The sequence below is a fragment of the Tabrizicola piscis genome (genome assembly GCF_003940805.1).
GTDB classification, from domain to species: Bacteria; Pseudomonadota; Alphaproteobacteria; order Rhodobacterales; family Rhodobacteraceae; genus Tabrizicola; species Tabrizicola piscis.
Window position 1 is genome coordinate 1,701,789 of the sequence record NZ_CP034328.1, and the last position, 20,033, is coordinate 1,721,821.

Here is a 20,033-nt window from a genome sequence, read left to right on the forward strand (position 1 = left end):
ACCCCGCTACCCGGCCTGTGGTATGAGAGGGGCAATCAATTGACGGAATTCCCAATGCTGCGACTGACCTTGCTCCTGTGTGTTGCCATGATCGGCGCGCTGATGCTGTTGGGCGAGGATCGCGGGCAGATGCGTCCGGGTCTGGCGAAAGCCGCGGCAGAAGGCCGGCTGCCGGTGGCGGACGCAGAGCCTGCACCGGTTGAGATTGCGGCAGAGGCTGAACCGGTTGAGATTGCGGCACAGGCTGAACCGGTGCCCGAACCGGTTGCCGTGCCAGTTGCAGAGCCCGTTGCCGAGGCTGTGGATGCCGCCATCGCGGAAGCGACGGCAGAGGCATCTGTCGAGCCAGATCCCTATGTCGAACCCGTGCGCGAAGTTGTTCAGGCCGTGGAAGAGCCGGTCTTCACCCTGTCAGCCTTGGGCAATGAATTGGTCCCGGGCGAAGCGGGTTCGGTGGTCGATACGTCTGCGGTGGATACACCGGCAATCCAGCCACCGGGGGACGGCACGATCTGGTATGTGAATGCGACGTCCGTGAACGTGCGCGCCGCACCGACAACCGAGGCCGAGGTGCTGGGCAAGCTGGCCAATGGCGAAGCTGCGCTGCTGGTTGAGGATTACGACGGCGAATGGGCGCGGATCGTGATCCAGGGTGACGGCGTAGAGGGCTATGTCGCGCTGCGCTACCTTAGCCCCGAGGCGCCCTGACGGCACATGACCGCCCGCTCGATTCTGATCACCGGCTGTTCGTCGGGCATTGGCCTTGACGCTGCGCGGGTGCTGCGGCAGCGCGGATGGCGTGTCTTTGCTACCTGCCGGCAAGAGGCGGATTGTGCCAAGCTGCGCGCCGAGGGGTTGGAAAGCTTTCGGCTCGACTATGCCGACGAAGACAGCATCACCGAAGCCGTTGCCGAGGTCGTGGCGCGCACAGGCGGCACGCTGGATGCCTTGTTCAACAACGGGGCCTTCGCCTGCCCTGGCGCGGTCGAGGACCTGCCGCGGGGCGCGCTGCGCGAAATCTTCGAGACCAACCTTTTCGGCTATCATGACCTGACGCGTCAGGTGATCCCGCTGATGCGGGCGCAGGGGCATGGGCGGATCATCAACTGCTCCTCGGTGCTTGGGCTGGTGGGGCTGACGTGGCGCGGGGCCTATGTGGCGACAAAGTTCGCCATGGAAGGGCTGTCGGACGTGCTGCGGATCGAGATGAAGGGCACTGGCATCGAGGTGATCCTGATCGAACCCGGGCCAATCGCGACCAAGATCCGTGAAAACGCCATTCCGCATTTCGAGAAGTGGATCGACTGGGAACATTCGGCTCGGCGGGACCAGTATCTGTCGTTGCGCGGGCGGCTTTACGACAAGAAGCTGAAAAAGGACGCTTTCGAGCTGGAACCCGCCGCGGTGACGGCCAAACTGATCCATGCCCTTGACGCGCGGCGGCCCAAGGCGCGCTATTATGTGACGGTGCCGACCTATCTGATGGGCTTTGCCCGGCGGGTCCTGCCCACGCGGGCGCTGGACTGGCTGATCGCGAAGGGCTGATCGCCACGAATTTTCGGCGAAAATTCGTGCGCTGCAGCTGGCCACAAAATTTGCTTCGCTTTTACGGCACGCGCGCCTAAATCACCCTGAAAGGGAGTGCACCCATGTTTTCCGATCCGCTGTTTGCCTTCGCCGCAATCGCCTGCCTTGTCGTGCTGGCGATCCTGCTGTTCGGTATTGGCACTTTCGCCAAAGGTGGCGAGTTCAACAAGCGCAACGCAAACAAGATCATGCGCTGGCGGCTGGGGGTGCAGTTCGTGGCGGTGATCGCCATCGTGGCCTTTGCCTGGCTGCGCGCACGCGGCAACTGACGCGAAACGTGACTGGGGAATAAGATGGTCGTCCTGTCGAAGATCTATACGAAAACCGGCGATGCCGGGGAAACCGCCTTGGGCAATGGCGCGCGGGTCGCCAAGCATTCGGTCCGGGTCAGCGCCTACGGCACGGTGGATGAGACCAATGCCACCGTCGGACTGGCGCGACTGCATGCGACCGGCGACATGGCAGAGGCGCTGAAGCGGATCTCCAACGACCTTTTCGATCTTGGCGCTGATCTTTGCACGCCCGACCGTCATCTGGATGCAGGCCTCAGCTACACGCCCTTGCGGATGATCGAGGGGCAGATCAGCCGGCTGGAGCGCGAGATCGACGCCATGAACGAAAAGCTGACACCGCTGCGCAGTTTCATCCTTCCGGGTGGGTCGGTTCTCGCCGCGCAGCTGCATCTGTGCCGCACGGTTTGTCGCCGGGCCGAGCGGTTGGTGGTGGAAACCGCGACGATGGAGGACGTGAATCCCGACGCGGTCCGCTATCTGAACCGCTTGTCGGACTGGTTCTTTGTGGCAGGCCGGATTGCCAACAATGATGGCAAGGATGACGTGCTTTGGGTGCCGGGCCTGACGCGCTGAACGGCGGTTGATCGGCCTTTACGATCAGAACGCGGCGTCGTGTCGCCGGAAGGTGTCGTATTTGCTCTGTTCCGAGGGCTTTCGCTGCGGTAACAGGCGGGCAAGAGCTTGTGCGCCTGTATGGCGCGGAACGAAAGAGGTGCTTCCATGAAGGTGCTGGTCCCGGTCAAGCGGGTGATCGACTACAACGTGAAGGTGCGCGTCAAGGCGGACGGGTCGGGCGTGGACTTGGCCAATGTGAAGATGTCGATGAACCCCTTCGACGAGATTGCCGTAGAAGAGGCAATCCGGCTGAAGGAGAAGGGCATCGCGACCGAAGTCGTCGTTGTGTCGATCGGCGTGAAGCAGGCGCAGGAAACGCTGCGCAACGCGCTGGCGATGGGGGCGGATCGCGCGATCCTGATCGAAGCCACCGATAACGTGCATGTCGATATCGAGCCTTTGGCCGTGGCCAAGCTGCTGGCAGCGGTCGTGAAGGAAGAGGCTCCGGGTCTGGTCCTGTGCGGCAAGCAGGCCATCGACAATGACATGAACGCCACCGGGCAGATGCTGTCGGCGCTGCTGGGCTGGAGCCAGGCGACCTTTGCCAGCGAAGTGGCGATCGAGGGTGACACCGCCAAGGTCACGCGGGAAGTGGATGGCGGTCTGCAGACCATCACCGTCAAGCTGCCGACGATCATCACGGTCGACCTGCGCCTGAACGAGCCGCGCTATGCGTCGCTGCCCAACATCATGAAAGCCAAGGCCAAGCCTTTGGCGGCCAAGACCCCGGCGGATTACGGTGTGGACGTCACGCCGCGTCTGGCGGTCGTCAAGACGGTGGAACCGGCAGGCCGCAAGGCGGGCGTGAAGGTGGGTTCGGTGGCCGAACTTATTGCGAAACTCAAAGACGAAGCGGGGGTGCTCTGATGGCCGTTCTTCTTCTTGCCGATGTGAATGACGGCCAGCTGGCGACCGATCAGGTGGCAAAGACGCTGACCGCGGTAAAGTCGCTGGGCCCGGTGACGGTGCTGGTGGCTGGCACGGGCGGTGATGCTGCGGCGGCCGAGGCTGCGACATTGGACGGTGTGGCCAAGGTGCTGTTTGCCGATGACCACGCCTATTGCCACGGCATGTCGGAGCCGACGGCAGCCTTGGTCGTGTCGCTGGCCGGCGACTACGAGCATATCGTCGCGCCTTCGGGCGCGCTGTCCAAATCCGTGCTGCCGCGTGTGGCGGCGCTGCTGGACGTGATGGTGATTTCCGAGGTGCTTTCAGTCATCGACGGGTCGACCTTCGAGCGCCCGATCTATGCCGGAAACGCGATCCAGACGGTCAAGACGTCGGACGCGAAGAAGGTGATGACCATCCGCACTGCGACGTTTGACGCCGCAGGCAAGGGCGGTTCTGCGGCGGTCGAGAAGATCTCGGCCAGCGTGGACGGCGGAATGTCGGCCTGGGTCGAGGACAAGGTGGCGTCGAGCGACCGGCCGGACCTGACCAGTGCCGGGATCGTGGTTTCGGGCGGGCGTGGCGTTGGCTCCCAGGCCGATTTCGCGCTGATCGAAAAGCTGGCCGACAAGCTGAATGCGGCTGTCGGTGCCTCACGCGCGGCGGTGGACAGCGGCTATGCGCCGAACGACTGGCAGGTTGGGCAGACTGGCAAGGTCGTGGCGCCTGACCTTTATGTTGCGGTCGGCATCAGCGGCGCGATCCAGCATCTGGCGGGGATGAAGGACAGCAAGGTCATTGTCGCGATCAACAAGGACGAAGAGGCCCCGATCTTCCAGGTAGCGGATTATGGGCTGGTCGCAGACCTGTTCACCGCAGTGCCAGAGATGATCGAAAAGCTTTAAGGTCGGCAGCATAGCCCATCTTGGGGAATCGGTTGAAGGGGGTCAGGCAGCTGGCCCCCTTTTGCGTGTCAAAGCATGCGGGCGATGACCGGGCCCAGCAGCGCCGCCACCTCGTGATGCGCGGCTGATCCGGGCAGATGGCGGGCCTGTTCCACCTCAGTCAGCGGGACGTGCATGCGGGCGGGACCTTCGGCCCGTGCGAACGGGCTTGGCACGGCGACCACCAGCGCGGTGGAGACCGGGCACAGGGCCGCGAGCATGTCTGCCGTGACAAGCAGGGGCCCCAAACCGGGATCAAGATCTTCCGACCGCTGCGGCGGTGGGGCGTTGGCCAGCCACAGCAGAACCCGACGAATCGGAAGATGTGCCATCAGCTGACGCATTCGGCAAAGCCAATTGGCCTGCAGCCCCGCACGCAGCTGGTCAAAGCGGGCGGCATCGGTGCGGGCCAGTACCGACAGCAGATGGCGGGTGAAGTGAATCTCGGCAAAGTCGACCTCAGGGTAAAGCGCACGAAGGGCCGGGGTGGCGGCAAGGAAGCGATCATTGCGACGGGCGTGGACGGTATAGAACGGGTTTGACAGCCCATCGGCACCGGTGACCTGAAGGATTGCCACCTGCGCGCGAGAGGCGACGCGCAGTGCCGCAGGGTCAGACAGATAGAAATCAGGGCCTGCGTTCAGCCCACCCAGATTGGCGACAGGTTGGCCAACAGCGCGTTCCAGCAGCACCGGATAGGGCCGGGCGACATATTTTCCAAAGGTCGGCGACCCGCCCAGTGCCACGATGTAGGCGCCGGAAAGATCCCGCTCCGGCCCCCGAAACAGGGCCCGTGATGCGCCATAACGGCATGGAAAATAGTCGAGCGCCCCCGCGCCCGCCTGTACTGGCATCATCACACCACCCGATTGTCAGCTACCCGGGCCAAGCGTTGCAGAGAGTGGTTGCCGACTGGCTAAAATCGGGCGGTTCAGGACAAGTCGAGGCATTTTCCCTTGGCGCGCCCATCCTTGCGCGGGCCGGGGCCAGCGGGCATAAGCGAACAGTCAACAGGAGGCGTTGCGATGGACATCAGGCAGGTGGGCGTGGTTGGCGCGGGCCAGATGGGCAATGGCATTGCCCATGTTTTTGCGCTTGCGGGCTATGACGTGTTGATGACCGATATCTCGGAAGACAGCCTGTCGAAGGCGCTGGCCGTGATCGAACGCAACATCGAACGGCAGGTGGCACGCGGCAAGGTCATGCCCGCCGACAAGCGTGCTGCGCTTGGGCGGATCAAGACGACGCTGAAGCTGACCGATCTGGGCCAGTGCGACCTGATCATCGAAGCCGCGACGGAACGCGAGACGGTCAAGCAGGCGATCTTCGAGGACCTTCTGCCACATCTGAAGCCGACGACGATCCTGACGTCGAACACTTCGTCGATCTCCATCACTCGTCTTGCAAGCCGGACGGACCGGCCGGAAAAGTTCATGGGGTTCCACTTCATGAACCCGGTGCCGGTGATGCAGCTGGTAGAGCTGATCCGCGGCATCGCGACTGATCAGGAGACATGGGACACCCTGCACGAGGTCGTCCGCAAGCTGGGCAAGACGGCGGCGAGTGCCGAGGATTTCCCCGCATTCATCGTCAACCGCATCCTGATGCCGATGATCAATGAGGCGGTCTATACGCTGTACGAAGGGGTCGGCAGCGTGAAGTCGATCGACGAATCGCTGAAGCTGGGCGCCAACCACCCGATGGGGCCGCTGGAGTTGGCGGATTTCATCGGGCTGGATACGTGTCTTGCGATCATGAACGTGCTGCATGAGGGGCTGGCGGATACCAAGTACCGGCCCTGTCCCTTGCTGACGAAGTATGTCGAGGCGGGGTGGCTGGGTCGGAAGACCCAGCGGGGGTTCTATGACTACCGGGGCGAAGTGCCAGTGCCGACAAGGTAAGAGGGCTGCTCGTCGATGACTTCGTCACTCCTCGCGCGGGCCTCCGACGAGGAGACGAAGTCGAACGAGGAGGGTCTACTTGCCCAACGCCAGCGTATGCTCACGCAGCCAGGCCAGGAAGCCCCTCGGGTTGCCCTCCCATTTCTTCAACTCCTCGGCCGGGATCGGGTGGCCGATGACCGGGCGCTGGGGTTTGAAGAGGCTGCGCTTGATTTCATAGAGCAGCAGGCCCTGGCGGATCGTGTCGCTGACCTGATTGGCGATCTGGAACGCGCGGGAGTTCTGGCCGGGGAAGTAGATCGGCAGGATCGTCGCGCCCGAGGATTTCACGATCTTGTGGGTGAAGACGTTCCACTCCGCCTCGACAGCCTTGCCCCACCAGCCGGGGCTCATCGCGACCTTCCCTGCGGGGAAGACGATGATGACGCCCCCGGCCTTGAGGTGCTTCATCGTGTCATCGCGCATCTTCAGGCCCAGTTCGCGGGCGTTGTCCTCATGCGGGAAGGGCACTGGGATCATGAACTCCTCGACCTCGGGGATCCCGGTGAGGAGCGAGCGGGTGAGGATCTTGAAGTCAGACCGGACGCGATTGATCATCTCGGCCATGACCATGCCGTCAACCAGACCCGAGGGGTGGTTTGCCACCACAACCAAGGGGCCGGTCGCGGGGATGCGGGCGATTTCTTCGGGCGGGGTGTCGATACGGATGCCCATGTGGCGGATCGCCTTGGGCCAGAAGGGCGCGCCGTGCGGGGCGCCGGATTTTTCAAAGCTGCGGATCAGGCGCAGAAGCTGCACCTTGGCGGTCACCCATTCGATGGTGCGAATCGTGCCAGCCTTGAACGGGTTCTTGAAAGTGCCAGCATAGGACAGCCGGCGCATGTCATAAACGGGCTCAGCCGGAGCAACAGGCGCCAGACCCTCCAGCGGTTCGCCCGCTTTCCCGATATGCGTCTGTTCCGTCACGAAGCGACTGCCTTCATCCCCAGCGCGCTTCAATACTCCTCACCGAAGCGGGCTGCAACCAGGGCCTCCAACGCATCGGCGAGCTTCCCCGCTTCTGCCCCGGATGTCTGAACCTCAATAGTGGTTCCGCGCGAGGCTGCCAACATCAAAAGCCCCATGATGCTGTCGCCCGAGACGGAGAGGCCGTCCTTCAGCACTTCGGCCCGGGCATCATGTGCCTCTACCACTTCGACAAACTTGGCGCTGGCGCGGGCATGCAGACCCTTTTCGTTGACGATGCGCAACGTGCGGCTGGTCATTCTTAGCCCCCAGTCCCAAGATCGAGGGCGTTGATGTATTTGCGCCCGGCGTCAAGCGCGGCGGCGACAGCCTCAGGCACGGTCATGTCGCGCGATTTGGCCAGTTTGATCAGCATCGGCAGGTTGGCACCATACAGGATTCGGCGACCGGTGGTGGCGCAGGCGGGCAGCGACAGGTTGGACGGCGACCCACCGAACATGTCTGTCACAAGGACTACGCCCTGCCCGGTATCCACCGCATCGGCGGCCACGCAGATTTCCTGCTGCTTGGCGCTGCGGTCATGGTCATCTTCAATGGCAATGGCGCGGACACCGTCCTGCTTGCCCACGACATGCTCGACCGCCGAGAGATATTCCCGCGCCAGCCCGCCATGCGCCACAATCACGATACCGATCAAGCGACTGCCACCTTCGTTGCGTCAGGCGCGCCAGAGGCCGCCTTGCGTTCAAGTTCCCGGTGTCGTTTTGACACCGGCCAGCCGGCATCTGCAAGCGCGTTCCCGACCAGTTCCGCTACGGCGACCGACCTGTGTTGCCCTCCGGTGCAGCCAAAACCGATGGCGAGGTGGGCCTTGCCTTCGTCCACATGGGCCGGAAGGAGAAACAGGATCAAATCCTGCAACTTCTGGAAGAATTCAGCAAAACGCGGATCGGCGCGGACAAAGGCTTCGACTGTTGGGTCGCGGCCATCCAGCGCGCGCAAGTCGGGCTGCCAATGCGGGTTGGCCAGAAAGCGGCAGTCAAAGATCATGTCGACCCCACGCGGCACCCCACGCTTGTAGCTGAAGGACTGGACCGACACGGAAAGCCGCCCGGTTGCCCCGGTGTCAAACAGGGCCGCGACTTCGGCTTTCAGGTCGTGCTGGGTCAGGTCGGTCGTGTCAATCAGGTGGTCGGCCCGCACCCGGATTGGGGCGAGCAGGTCAATCTCACGCTCCACCCCCTGCGCGGGGGTTTCGGCGGGGGCCAGCGGGTGACGGCGGCGGGTTTCGGAAAAGCGGCGGATCAGGACCGATGGCGCGCAGTCAAGATACAGGACATCCAAAGCCACGCGGGGGTCGCGGGTCAGGCTGTCGATCAGTTCGATCAGGGCGGTGGCGTTGAAGTCGCGGTTGCGCACGTCGAGGCCCAGCGCGATGGGGCGGCCAAGGGGCGTGCCCTCGATCAGGCGGGGAACCAGCGACAGGGGGATGTTGTCGATGCCTTCATAGCCCAGATCCTCAAGCACGCGAATCGCAGTTGTCCGCCCGGCGCCCGAGGGGCCGGTGACAAAGACAAAGCGGTGATCAGGTTCGGGGTTGGCGATCATTGGGTGCGTCCTGCAGGGCCTATGCCTGCCGTCCGTGACGAAGATAGAGCATCAGCGCATCGGGAAAATGGTCATTCTGCGGGTGCAGCACAAGATCAGCCGTGCATCCCAGGATCGTGAAGCTGCGAAGGGGGGGCAAGCGCTGGTCTTCCACCCGTCCCAGATCGGCCACCAGGGCGATCGTGGCGGTTTCCACCGTGGGTGCACGCAGTAGGCCGACACCCCGAGCTTCGATCAGGCTGCGGATCGGGCCGGGACAACGGGCGACAAGGCGGCCGGTTTCAACCGAAAGCAGGGTCTGGTCATCAGCCACCAGCGACGCCCCAAGTGAGATCAGCCGAAGCGCCAGAGACGACTTGCCCGACCCGGACGGCCCAAGGATCAAAAGCCCCCGATCCCCCACCGCCACACAAGAGGCGTGCAGCGTCTGGGTGGCGGGGTCGGTCACACGGGCAGGCCGACGACGAAGCGCGCGCCCAAGGGTTCGGACGTGGGGTCGGCGGCGGTGGGGCGGATGTTTTCGGCCCAGATCACCCCGCCATGCGCCTCGACGATCTGCTTTGAGATGGCCAGACCAAGGCCGGAGTGTTGGCCAAACTCGGCCTGCGGGCGTTCCGAGTAGAAGCGCTTGAACACCTTGGCCAGCGCCTGCTCGGGGATGCCGGGGCCGGTATCCTCGACCACGACAAGCACGCGGTTTTCGCGGCGACGGGCCCAGACCCGCACTGCATCGCCTTCTTCGCAGAACGAGATTGCGTTGGTCACCAGATTGACGAAGACCTGCGCAAGACGCGCCTCAAGCCCATGGATGGCGATCGGGTCGGCGGGCAGGTCAATGATGAAGTCCACGCCCTTTTCGCCGGCCTGCTGGCTTAGATACTGGCACAGGTTGGACAGGGTTTTCAGCAGGTTGAATTCTTCTTCCTCTTCCTTGACCAGTTCGCTGTCCAGTCGGGACGCGTTGGAAATATCGCTGACCAGACGGTCCAGACGGCGGACGTCATGTTCGATCACATCCAGCAATTTCTCGCGCTGGTCTTCCTTTTTGACAAAGCGCAGCGACCCCACGGCTGACCGCAAGGATGCCAACGGGTTCTTGATTTCATGGGCCACATCGGCGGCAAACTGTTCATTCGCGTCGATCCGGTCATAAAGCGCCGAAACCATGCCCCGCATGGCCACCGACAGGCGCCCGATTTCGTCCGGGCGGGCGGCAAGGTCGGGGATGCGGACGCGGCTGGGGGCAACCCGGCGGGCATCGCGGTCGCGGCCAAGCTCAGCCGCGGCGGCAAGGTCGGACAGCGGGTTGGAGATGGTGGAGGCCAGCATCAGGCTAAGCCCGATGGATACGGCGACAGCCAAGAGGAACATCTGCAGGATCTGTTCGCGTTCATAGCGGACCAGACGGTCAATCTCGGCCGAGGTGGACGTCAGGACCACAACACCCACAATCTCGCCCGATACCGTGATTGGGGCTGCGACCGAAAACAGAAGGCTGCCTTCGCTATCCCGCGCGATGCGCGTGATGGAATCCCCGCCGCGCGCAGCGTCGAAGGCAACTTGTGCCTGCTGGGCAGCGTCGATGGTTTCGGTGGTGACCGCCCTGCCCTGACGCAGGATCGCGGTGACCCAGGTCCAGACGCCTTCAAGGAAGTCCGTCAGAATCGTCGGCTGGCCCCGGTTGGCCAGCAGCGTATCCGTGCCCTGCCCGACCTTGGAGGCGATGATGCGGCCGGTCGGATCGAACAGGAACACTTCCACCATCGGATCAACGTCGATATCCGCCAGCGGCTGACGGAAATCGAACCCGGCAGAGCCGGGACGCAGTTGCGCCTGGTATATGTTGGCAATCAGTTCGGCCTGCCGCGCCATGCCCTGCTGCCGCTGCAGGGCAAGGCTGTCACGGAAGGGGTTCATGAACAGAACGCCCACCACCAGCATGACCAGCGCCATGAGGTTGAAGACGATGATCTTGCGCGCAAGCGGCGAACGGTTCAGCGCCACAATGCTGCGACCGCCGCGGCCGTCCTTCAGCCGTTCGACGGTAGCTTCGGGGGAAACCCAGTCTTCGCCCAGAAGGACATCACCCGACCGTTTCGGCCGCGGGTCTTCAAGTCCGATCCTGGGTGCCGCGGTCATGCCTTTGGGCCGTCACTCTTCGTTGTAGCGGTAGCCGATCCCGTACAGGGTCTCGATGGCCGAAAAGGTATCGTCAACCGACCGCATCTTCTTGCGCAGCCGCTTGATGTGGCTGTCGATCGTGCGGTCATCGACATAGACCTGATCGTCATAGGCCACATCCATCAGCTGATCGCGCGATTTCACAAAGCCGGGCCGCTGGGCCAAAGCCTGCAGCAACAGGAATTCGGTGACGGTCAGCGACACCTCCATCCCCTTCCAGGTGACCGAGTGGCGCAGCGGGTCCATCCGCAGGGCGCCGCGTTCCATCATCCGGGTTTCTTCGGTGGCCGCCGCTTCGCCGGTGTTGATCGCTTCCTGCCGGCGCAACAGCGCGCGGATGCGTTCCACCAGAAGGCGCTGGCTGAAGGGCTTTTTGACATAGTCGTCGGCCCCCATGCGAAGGCCCAGAACTTCGTCAATCTCATCATCCTTGGATGTCAGGAAGATGACGGGGATCGATGTCTTCTGCCGCATGCGCTGCAACAGGTCCATCCCGTCCATCCTTGGCATCTTGATGTCAAGAACCGCCATATCCGGCATGCGGCGATTGAACGCCTCAAGCGCGGACTGGCCGTCGTTGTAGGTCTCGACCTCGAACCCTTCCGCCTCAAGGGTCATCGCGACCGAGGTCAGGATGTTCCGGTCGTCATCCACCAAAGCGATGCGCGACATCTGCGAGCCTCCCTGTAACTGCTACTGCCACAAGCATATTTTGCCGCCAGTGTCGGTCCTTGGGGCCGGATAATCAACAGGAAACCGAATCACCCCCACAGAACTGCGGCGAAGGGTGGCAATTTCGCCGACCAGACGGGGATTTTGGCCCACAAGTCCGCGATGGTTCGCCATGGTGGCGCTAACGGCAGAATGATTGCGCTAACGCTTTGAAAACATGCTATTCTAGGGCAGAATCGTCATGCTATAGGCCGCTGGTGACCTGACCCGAAATGTCGTGTCACGGCATTCATTGGCCCGGATGCCCATGGGTAGGAACCGCCACATCGGCAGGTGTGGCAACGGGAGCTTGCAGGATGACAGACCAATCCACTCGCGGACGCGTGAACCCTCTTCACCAGTTGGACCACCAAGGCATCTCGGGTGTGGCGGTCGCCCACTACAACTATGTCGAGGCGGCACTGGTCGAGGCCGCGGTCGCGCGGGGCGAGGGGCGTCTGGGCAAGGGCGGGGCGTTCCTGTGCAGCACCGGCACCTTCACCGGGCGGTCACCGAAAGACAAGTTCGTGGTCCGCACAGCTGCGACCGAGGACAGCATCTGGTGGGAAAACAACGCCGCGATGACGCCGGATGCCTTTTCGGTCCTGAAGGCCGACATGCTGTCGCATCTGCAGGGGCGCGAGGTTTTCGTGCAGGACCTTTATGCCGGCGCAGACCCGCTGCATCGGCTGGACGTGCGCGTGGTGACCGAGCTTGCCTGGCACGGCCTTTTCATCCGCCATCTGCTGCGCCGCCCCGCGCGTGAGGAACTGGATGGGTTCGTGCCGGACTGGACGATCATCAACTGCCCCAGCTTCAAGGCTGACCCGGCCAAACATGGGTGCCGGACGGAAACCGTCATCGCGCTGAACTTTGACGAAAAGACCGTGCTGATCGGCAACACGGCCTATGCGGGCGAAAACAAGAAGGCCGTGTTCACGGTGCTGAACTACCTGCTGCCGGAAAAGGGCGTGATGCCGATGCATTGCAGCGCCAACCACGCGGTCGGCAACCCGGTGGATTCGGCAGTGTTCTTCGGCCTGTCGGGCACTGGCAAGACCACGCTTTCCGCCGCGCCCGACCGGACCTTGATTGGCGACGATGAACACGGCTGGTCAGACCGGGGCATCTTCAACTTTGAAGGCGGCTGCTACGCCAAGACCATCAACCTTGACCCCAAGGCCGAGCCGGAGATTCATGCCACCACGCACCGCTTTGCGACGGTGGTGGAGAATATGGTCTATGACGCGGAAACGCTGGAACTCGACTTTGCCGACAATTCGCTGACTGACAACACCCGCTGCGCTTACCCGCTTGAGGCGATCTCGAACGCGTCGGCCACGGGCCTTGGCGGCAATCCACGCCATGTGGTGATGCTGACCTGCGATGCCTTCGGCGTGCTGCCCCCCATTGCCCGGCTGACCCCGGCGCAGGCGATGTATCACTTCCTGTCCGGCTTCACCTCCAAGGTCGCGGGGACCGAGCGGGGGGTGACCGAACCGCAGCCCACGTTCAGCACGTGCTTTGGCGCGCCCTTCATGCCGCGCCGCCCCGAGGTTTACGGCAAGCTTCTGCAAGCCAAGATCAACCGGCAGGGCGCGTCGTGCTGGCTGGTGAACACCGGCTGGACCGGGGGTGCCTATGGTGTGGGCAAGCGGATGCCGATCATGGCGACGCGGGCGCTGTTGTCGGCGGCGCTGGACGGGTCACTGAACGGGGTGACCTTCCGCAGGGATCCGGTGTTCGGCTTTGACGTTCCGGTGGCCGTGCCGGGCGTCGGCAAGGGCCTGCTGGACCCGCGCAGCACCTGGGCCGATCCGGGCGAGTACGACGCGCAGGCGCGCAAGCTGGTGGAAATGTTCCAGAAGAACTTTGCCCAGTACGTCCCCTTCATCGATGCCGACGTGAAGGCGGCAGCCATCGGCTGATGGGCGGACGGGAAAGCCGGAGGGCCGCTTGCTGACTTAGGCGAGCGGCCTTCAGGAATCGACGAATGCCAACCGCACAAGGTTAAGGCCCGTCACCACCAAAAGCCCTTGCGTCCAGCGGCGAAAGCGCTGCTGGTCAAGCCGATCCTGAACCGCATAACCCAGAAACAGCCCCGCCAGCGCCGGGACGGACAGGGCGGCGGAAAAGGCGAGCGTCCGGCTATCTGCCACCCCGGTGCCCAGATGCGCGCCCAGAAACGCCACCGCTCCAATCAGGAAGACCACCCCTTGCGCGCGGATCGCCTCGGCCTTGTCGGCGCCGGTGGACAGCAGGAACACCAGAAGCGGCGGCCCCCAGATGCCAGAGATCCCCCCATAAAGCCCGCCGATCACCCCAAGCCCCCATTCTGCGCGGTCCTGATGCTGCAGCTTGATCGAAAGGTCGGCCCCGATCAGTTGCAATGCCGCGAATGCGGTGATTGGCACGCCGATCAGCAAAAGGTAGACGTCGCGCGGGATGGCGTCGGAGAACGGGGCTGAAATGGCGATGCAGATCACCGTGCCAATCAGGAACCGGCGGTAGGTGAACGCCGTCTGGCGCGCGGCGGGCACGCCTTGGCGAAAGGCCTGCGACAGGTTGGTGGTCAGCGTCGGCAGGATCAGCCCGGCAAGCGCCAGATCAGGGGGCAGGAAGATGGCAAAGGCTGACACAAGGATCATCGGCATCGCAAAGCCAACGGTTCCCTTGACCAGACCGGCCAGAAAGCTCACGGCAAGGGCGGCTTCGAAGGCCTGTATTGACAGGCCGGCCAACAGAAATTCGAACATGGGGTAGCCCTTTCCCTGCCCTTGTGGCGCAGTCGGATGACGGGGGGAAGAGGGCTGCATGCCTGTTTGCGCTACCGATTGCGGCAAGGAGCATCTTGCGACGGATGTGCAGCCTTGGCGGCGTGGCAACCGGGTGCCATCGAAAATCCGCTGCGACATTTTCATTCGCTTGCCCTGCCGCCAGCGAAATCTAATTGCTCTGCAGTTGCGAAGGCGCTAGGTCTTCGCAGGTGCAGAATCCCGTTGTGACCGGAGGGGCCCAGATGCCGCATGATGGACAAGCCATGACCCAGACCCCGATCCTTGCCGATGTGCTGGACCTGACCGCCGCCGCCCTGCCAGAGGTTGAGGCGCTGTTCGCCGAAGCGCGCGAAGTGCTGCGGACGGAGGTGACGGTTGGCGGACGCCTGTCCTCGCAAGCGCTGGAGGAACGGCAGCATCAGGCCCATGCCGTTGCCTGGCTTGCCACCTATTTGGAAGGCCTGCGCCAGCTGCGCGCCTGGGCAGGCCGGGTTTCGGACGCTGGCCAGTTCGGCCAGATGGAGGCGCTGATCCTGCAGATCGGCTTTGGCGAATACCTGGCCCAGATCGCGGGCGGTATCCCGATGAGCCAGCTGGAATCTGCCCGCCTGACGGACATGGAGATCAGCTGGACCCCGTCGGACGCCGCAACCCGCCTGATGGCGCAGGGCAACACGGCTGCGGCGCGGGGGGCGCTTGTCGCGCTGATGCAGGACAACCACGGTCGCGCCACCTTTGGTGCCCCGGGGCTGGATGATGAGCTTGAGATGATCCGCGATCAGTTCCGCCGCTATGCGGATGAAAAGGTCATCCCCGTCGCGCATGACTGGCACCTCAAGGACGAACTCATCCCGATGGAGGTGATCACCGAACTGGCCGAGATGGGCGTTTTCGGCCTGACCATCCCCGAGGAATACGGCGGCTTCGGCCTGTCCAAGGCCGCGATGGTTGTCGTCAGCGAGGAACTGTCGCGCGGCTATATCGGGGTGGGCAGCCTTGGCACCCGCACTGAAATTGCCGCCGAGCTGATCCTTTGTGGCGGGACCGACGCGCAAAAGGCCCATTGGCTGCCCAAACTGTCCAGCGGGGAAATCCTGCCGACTGCGGTGTTCACCGAACCGAACACCGGGTCTGACCTTGGGTCCTTGCGCACCCGTGCGGTCCGCGACGGCGATGACTGGACGATCACCGGCAACAAGACCTGGATCACCCACGCCGCCCGCACGCATGTGATGACCCTTCTTGCCCGGACCGAGCCCGACACCACCGATTATCGCGGGCTGTCGATGTTTCTGGCCGAAAAGACCCCCGGCACGGATGACGCCCCCTTCCCCACCCCCGGCATGACGGGTGGAGAGATCGAAGTGCTCGGCTATCGCGGCATGAAGGAATACGAACTGGCCTTCGACGGCTTCAAGGTCAAGGGCGAAAACCTGCTGGGCGGGGTGACCGGTCAGGGCTTCAAGCAGCTGATGCAGACCTTCGAATCTGCCCGCATCCAGACCGGAGCGCGGGCCGTGGGCGTGGCGCAATCGGCGCTGGAAACCGGAATGCAATACGCGCTGGACCGCAAGCAATTCGGCAAACCGCTGATCGCCTTCCCCCGCATTGCGGGCAAGCTGGCGATGATGGCGGTCGAGATCATGATCGCCCGGCAGCTGACCTACTATTCCGCATGGCAAAAGGACCATGGCCACCGCTGCGACCTTGAGGCTGGGATGGCCAAACTGCTGGGTGCCCGGGTGGCCTGGGCGGCAGCGGACAACGCGCTGCAGATTCACGGCGGCAACGGCTTTGCGTTGGAATATCGCATCAGCCGGATCCTGTGCGATGCGCGCATCCTGAACATCTTTGAAGGCGCCGCGGAAATACAAGCCACCGTGATCGCGCGGCGTCTGCTGGACTGAATTTCTTGCGCTGATCCCGTCCGCCTGCGAAGCTGTTCCTTGCAGCGAAAGGGCGGGGGCGGCCAATGTCGGGAACCGTGCTTCTTACCGGGTCTACCGGCTTTATTGCCAAGCATGTGGCGGTCAAGCTGCTGAACGCGGGCTATGATCTGCGCGGCACCCTTCGGCGGCTGGACCGGGCCGATGAAGTGCGGGCCGCCGTCACGCCGCATCTGACCGCCAAGGCAGGCGCTATCAGTTTTGTGCAGGCCGATCTTGAGGCGGATGCGGGCTGGGCTGACGCCGTAGCTGGCGTCGTGGCCGTGGTTCACACGGCTTCGCCCTTTCCCATCGCGCAGCCGAAGGACCCGGCACAGCTGATCCGCCCGGCGGTCGAGGGGACCGAACGGGTGTTGAAGGCAGCCGCTGCGGCGGGGGTGGAGCGGGTGGTGCTGACGTCATCCACCGTGGCGGTCATCAATGAGGCCAAGCACGATTTCATGCAGGATGAGGCGGATTGGTGCGACATCCATCTGCCGTCAACCACGCCCTACGCCAGATCAAAGACGCTGGCCGAACGCTCCGCCTGGGAGGTGGCCAAGGCGCGGGGGCTGAAGCTGACGACGATCAACCCGGGCCTCGTGCTGGGGCCGCCGCTGGACGAACACTATGGATCGTCGCTGGGCCTGATCGAACGGATCCTGAAGGGCAAGGATCCGATGCTTCCGGCCTTTGGCTTGCCCGTGGTGGACGTGCGCGACGTTGCCGAGATGCATCTGCGCGCGCTGCAGCGGCCAGAGACGGCAGGAAAGCGCTATCTCTCAACCTCCGGCTCGATGGCGATGGTCGACATGGGCCGCATGCTCAAAGCCGCCTACCCCACCCGGCGCATCCCCACGCGTGAAGCTCCGGCCTTCCTGCTGCGGTTGCTGGCGCTGGTCGATCCGCAGGTCCGGTCGATCCTGCCGAAGATCGGGCATCTGGAACGGGTCTCGAACGCCCGCGCCGTGAAGGAGATGGGGATGGAGTTCATCGCGCCGAAAGCTGCGCTGCTGGCATCGGCGGACTGGCTGGTCCGGCACGGCAAAATCTGGGCCTGACGAAAGCACCGGGGTTGATGTAGCCATCTACCTCGGTCCTTGGCGACGGGGCGGTTCCTCGCCAGCGCCTGATGGGGTCAGCCCCTGCCCCGCGACGGGCGCGCGCTGCCCAGCCGGGGGTGCAGACGTCCGGCCACCGCCCATGATGCCAGAAGCCCCACCCCGGCAGCGATGAAGATCCCGGGCAAGGGCGCTACCCACAGCACAAGCCAGGCCGCCCCCGGTGTCAGGATGCCGGACACATCCCGAAAGCTGGAATAGACGGCGGACATTTCCGTCCGCTCGCTGGGCTTGACGGACATCAGGAACGGCAACCCACCGACGACATCCAGCATGACCAGAAAGACCGAGGCGACCATGACCAGCGCCACCGTGGCCCAGGGCAGGAAAGCCAGCAGACCGGCACTGCAGAACAGCGCACCGCACAGGCCAAAGGCCGTGCGCACCGACCGGCGCACCGAAAGGCGGCGGCCCAGCCGGTTCAGCGCCGGTGCGGCAAACAACAGCGCGTTCGTCACCGACAGCGCAATGCCGCCGACCTTGTCACCCAGCCCCGCCTCGATGCAGAAGATCGGCAGATAGACGACATAGACCCACCAGCCGCAGCTGCGCATCACCGCGAACATCCAGCCCGCAATCAGCCGGGGCTGGCTGAAGAACCGGCCCAGATAGCCCAAGGGATTGACCGCTGGCCGCTTGGCCCGGGTGATCTGCTTGCCGTTGCCCAACCGCAAGACCCAGAAGCTGACCAACAGCACCAGCGCAAAAGCCCCCGCCACCAGAAACGGCGCGGGCGCCCATTGGTGGTAAAGCCACACCCCGCTCATCGGGCCCAGCGTCCAGGCGGTGGCGGCATAGGCCATCTGGGTCGACTGGCTGCGCCCCAGATCCACCCGCTCCACATAGTCCAGCACATAGGCGTTCAGGCAGACAAAGATCGTCACTGTCGCCATCGCATTGCACATCAGCGCCATCGGCACCGACCACCAGGTCCCGATCGCGCCCAGCGTATTGCCGATCAGGTACAGGCACACGCCCCCGGTATAGGCCCAGCGCCGCGGCACTTTGCGGGTGGCCCAGGGCACCATCAGTCCCCAGAGCAGCGCCACGATCCCGGCGGCGAAATACATGACCGAGGTCGCCTGCGCATCGCCCAAGGCATCATAGACCACCAGCGGCATGGTCGAGATCAGAATCCCCCGGATCGCGGCATCAAGACCGGAGAGAAGGGCGAAATGCTCGATTCGCGGGGTCGGGCTGTGCTTCAGCGCCAGCGGCAAATATCGGGTGGCCATAGGCTACCCTCGCCCGGATCAGAGGGTGGCCTCTGTCACCGGTGCGACATATTGCGTCGTTTCACGCCTGCTTGCGCGCCAGAAGATCAACCAGCCGCGCCCGTGCTTCGGGCAGGGGCCGGTCGTTCAGGATCGGGCGCAGGCCCCGGTCAAGAAAAAAGCCGGTCAGGCGCAGCCCTTGCTCCAGCGCGCCGGCGCTCAACCCTTCGGTTCCAGCCAGCCCCGGCGGCAAGGGCAGCAGCCGGTCGGCCCAATCCCCCGCGCCCTTGGCCGAAACCGCGCGGCCCGACTTCGGGCTGACATAGGCCAGCCCTTCGGTCACCCCGGTTACGGCGCAAGCCGTCAGGTCAAGGCCAAAACCCAATTCCTCAAGCAACCGCAACTCCCAGCGCAGGTAGGCTGATGTCCAGCCGTCAACGCCCAGCGCATCCAGCAGGGGCAGGGTCTCGGACCAAAGCGCAGGATGCGGTTCACGCTCAGGCAAGGCAGCCCGGAGCAGTGCACAGATCGACATCAGCCCCGCCAGCGCCAGCCGGTCGCCCAGCAGATGCGCCCGCGACCGCAGGGGTTCCACCGTAAAGGTGCCGATATGGTCATCCAGCCGCGCCCGCCACTCCAGCTGCAACTGCGTGCCGGGCTGCAGGGTCGCGGCCATCTTGCGCGATGCCCCGCCACGCACCACGCCTGCGTGGCGGCCATGCGCTGCCGTCAGCACCTCGATGATCGCGGCACTTTCGCCATGCGGACGCATGGACAGAAGCACACCTTCGTCGCGCCAATCCATCCGGCGACTATCCGTGGGCAACGCGGCATGCGCAACTCAATCCGACAGCCCGTCCTGATCCAGCAGCGTCCGCCCCAAACGATCTTCAAGCTCAATCACCCACAAGTCCGGATCGCGGCCACGGGCGCGCGCCAAAAGCGCATCCACCTCGACCTCCTGCCCCTCGGCCAGAACGATCCAGGCCCGCGCGCCAGTCATCAGGTCCGACCTCCGTTCAAAAGCCCGCGCGGTCCCGTCCAGAAGCGCCACCTTGACGACCACCGCCCCCGCTGTCGGATCGCCCTTGGCAGTGACATAGGCAGGAATGTCCGCAAGCCTTAGCCGGGTCAGGTATGCTGACACCCAGACGCCACTGGCCAGCCTCGCGCTCATGCGAGTTGCTCTTTCCCCAAATACTCCCGCCGGAGGCTCCGCCGCTTCAACCCGCGCTCCGGGCGCAGACCGGGGCCAAATTCCTTCGAAGGAATTTGCAAAAGTTTTCGAAAACTTTTGCCCTC

22 protein-coding genes are annotated in these 20,033 nt (G+C 63.9%); 10 read left to right on the plus strand and 12 right to left on the minus strand.

The features are described from left to right. Positions 1-54: 54 nt before the first annotated feature. From EI545_RS08195 to EI545_RS08220, 6 genes are all read left to right on the plus strand, one after another. The gene (locus tag EI545_RS08195) at positions 55-708 is read left to right on the plus strand and encodes an SH3 domain-containing protein (RefSeq protein ID WP_164517242.1); all 654 of its coding nucleotides are present in this window, start codon (positions 55-57) and stop codon (positions 706-708) included. Between the two features lie 6 nt (positions 709-714). After that, on the plus strand, positions 715-1,545 hold the full coding sequence (locus EI545_RS08200; protein ID WP_125325020.1) for an SDR family NAD(P)-dependent oxidoreductase: 831 nt from the start codon (positions 715-717) through the stop codon (positions 1,543-1,545). A 104-nt stretch (positions 1,546-1,649) separates the two neighbouring features. Further along, positions 1,650-1,856 carry a twin transmembrane helix small protein gene (locus EI545_RS08205; protein WP_125325021.1) on the plus strand — a complete coding sequence of 69 codons (207 nt, stop codon included), beginning with the start codon at positions 1,650-1,652 and terminating at the stop codon, positions 1,854-1,856. A gap of 24 nt (positions 1,857-1,880) precedes the next feature. Then, the gene (locus tag EI545_RS08210; protein WP_125325022.1) at positions 1,881-2,453 is read left to right on the plus strand and encodes a cob(I)yrinic acid a,c-diamide adenosyltransferase; all 573 of its coding nucleotides are present in this window, start codon (positions 1,881-1,883) and stop codon (positions 2,451-2,453) included. Positions 2,454-2,600: 147 nt separating this feature from the next. Next, the gene (locus tag EI545_RS08215) at positions 2,601-3,362 is read left to right on the plus strand and encodes an electron transfer flavoprotein subunit beta/FixA family protein (protein ID WP_125325023.1); all 762 of its coding nucleotides are present in this window, start codon (positions 2,601-2,603) and stop codon (positions 3,360-3,362) included. Next, the gene (locus tag EI545_RS08220; RefSeq protein WP_125325024.1) at positions 3,362-4,288 is read left to right on the plus strand and encodes an electron transfer flavoprotein subunit alpha/FixB family protein; all 927 of its coding nucleotides are present in this window, start codon (positions 3,362-3,364) and stop codon (positions 4,286-4,288) included. The genes EI545_RS08215 and EI545_RS08220 overlap by 1 nt, the downstream gene beginning before the upstream one ends. Positions 4,289-4,356: 68 nt before the next feature. Here EI545_RS08220 and EI545_RS08225 read toward each other — a convergent pair whose 3' ends face one another. Continuing rightward, positions 4,357-5,184, minus strand: coding sequence for a DUF6473 family protein (locus tag EI545_RS08225; protein WP_125325025.1), 828 nt, complete (start codon positions 5,182-5,184; stop codon positions 4,357-4,359). 168 nt (positions 5,185-5,352) lie between these two features. On the opposite strand from EI545_RS08225, the gene EI545_RS08230 reads away from it, so the two are divergent. Continuing rightward, positions 5,353-6,228 (plus strand): 3-hydroxybutyryl-CoA dehydrogenase, encoded by an 876-nt coding sequence (locus EI545_RS08230; protein WP_125325026.1) that lies wholly within the window; start codon positions 5,353-5,355, stop codon positions 6,226-6,228. A gap of 75 nt (positions 6,229-6,303) precedes the next feature. Here the strand turns inward: EI545_RS08230 and EI545_RS08235 are convergent, their stop codons facing one another. The 7 genes from EI545_RS08235 to EI545_RS08265 are packed head-to-tail and all read right to left on the minus strand — an operon-like array spanning position 6,304 to position 11,655. Then, positions 6,304-7,194, minus strand: coding sequence for a lysophospholipid acyltransferase family protein (locus EI545_RS08235; protein ID WP_245990334.1), 891 nt, complete (start codon positions 7,192-7,194; stop codon positions 6,304-6,306). 29 nt (positions 7,195-7,223) lie between these two features. Continuing rightward, positions 7,224-7,493 (minus strand): HPr family phosphocarrier protein, encoded by a 270-nt coding sequence (locus tag EI545_RS08240; RefSeq protein WP_125325027.1) that lies wholly within the window; start codon positions 7,491-7,493, stop codon positions 7,224-7,226. A 2-nt stretch (positions 7,494-7,495) separates the two neighbouring features. Next, complete coding sequence (locus tag EI545_RS08245; RefSeq protein ID WP_125325028.1) at positions 7,496-7,891, minus strand: PTS sugar transporter subunit IIA; 396 nt, start codon at positions 7,889-7,891, stop codon at positions 7,496-7,498. Next, positions 7,888-8,802, minus strand: coding sequence for an RNase adapter RapZ (gene rapZ / locus EI545_RS08250; RefSeq protein ID WP_125325029.1), 915 nt, complete (start codon positions 8,800-8,802; stop codon positions 7,888-7,890). The genes EI545_RS08245 and rapZ overlap by 4 nt, the downstream gene beginning before the upstream one ends. Positions 8,803-8,821: 19 nt before the next feature. Then, positions 8,822-9,250: an HPr kinase/phosphorylase gene (locus EI545_RS08255; protein ID WP_125325030.1), complete on the minus strand. Its 429-nt coding sequence runs from the start codon at positions 9,248-9,250 to the stop codon at positions 8,822-8,824. Next, positions 9,247-10,941 (minus strand): ATP-binding protein, encoded by a 1,695-nt coding sequence (locus EI545_RS08260; RefSeq protein ID WP_125325031.1) that lies wholly within the window; start codon positions 10,939-10,941, stop codon positions 9,247-9,249. Before EI545_RS08260 ends, EI545_RS08255 begins: the two co-directional genes overlap by 4 nt. Before the next feature lie 12 nt (positions 10,942-10,953). Next, positions 10,954-11,655, minus strand: coding sequence for a response regulator transcription factor (locus EI545_RS08265; RefSeq protein WP_125325032.1), 702 nt, complete (start codon positions 11,653-11,655; stop codon positions 10,954-10,956). A gap of 356 nt (positions 11,656-12,011) precedes the next feature. On the opposite strand from EI545_RS08265, the gene EI545_RS08270 reads away from it, so the two are divergent. After that, a complete protein-coding gene (locus EI545_RS08270) occupies positions 12,012-13,622 on the plus strand; it encodes a phosphoenolpyruvate carboxykinase (protein WP_125325033.1) in 1,611 nt (536 codons plus the stop codon). 51 nt (positions 13,623-13,673) lie between these two features. Here EI545_RS08270 and EI545_RS08275 read toward each other — a convergent pair whose 3' ends face one another. Continuing rightward, a complete protein-coding gene (locus EI545_RS08275; protein ID WP_125325034.1) occupies positions 13,674-14,450 on the minus strand; it encodes a sulfite exporter TauE/SafE family protein in 777 nt (258 codons plus the stop codon). Positions 14,451-14,713: 263 nt separating this feature from the next. Here EI545_RS08275 and EI545_RS08280 point away from each other — a divergent pair, with 263 nt between their 5' ends. Both EI545_RS08280 and EI545_RS08285 read left to right on the plus strand, forming a co-directional pair. After that, positions 14,714-16,378 (plus strand): acyl-CoA dehydrogenase family protein, encoded by a 1,665-nt coding sequence (locus tag EI545_RS08280; RefSeq protein ID WP_125325035.1) that lies wholly within the window; start codon positions 14,714-14,716, stop codon positions 16,376-16,378. Between the two features lie 65 nt (positions 16,379-16,443). After that, positions 16,444-17,457 (plus strand): NAD-dependent epimerase/dehydratase family protein, encoded by a 1,014-nt coding sequence (locus tag EI545_RS08285; protein WP_125325036.1) that lies wholly within the window; start codon positions 16,444-16,446, stop codon positions 17,455-17,457. 77 nt (positions 17,458-17,534) lie between these two features. On the opposite strand, the gene EI545_RS08290 is transcribed toward EI545_RS08285, so the two are convergent. The 3 genes from EI545_RS08290 to EI545_RS08300 form a co-directional block, all read right to left on the minus strand. Beyond that, complete coding sequence (locus EI545_RS08290; RefSeq protein ID WP_125325037.1) at positions 17,535-18,752, minus strand: MFS transporter; 1,218 nt, start codon at positions 18,750-18,752, stop codon at positions 17,535-17,537. A gap of 61 nt (positions 18,753-18,813) precedes the next feature. Then, positions 18,814-19,536 carry a DNA repair protein RecO gene (gene recO / locus EI545_RS08295; RefSeq protein ID WP_125325038.1) on the minus strand — a complete coding sequence of 241 codons (723 nt, stop codon included), beginning with the start codon at positions 19,534-19,536 and terminating at the stop codon, positions 18,814-18,816. Positions 19,537-19,572: 36 nt separating this feature from the next. Next, on the minus strand, positions 19,573-19,908 hold the full coding sequence (locus EI545_RS08300; RefSeq protein WP_125325039.1) for a DUF1491 family protein: 336 nt from the start codon (positions 19,906-19,908) through the stop codon (positions 19,573-19,575). Positions 19,909-20,033 lie beyond the last annotated feature (125 nt).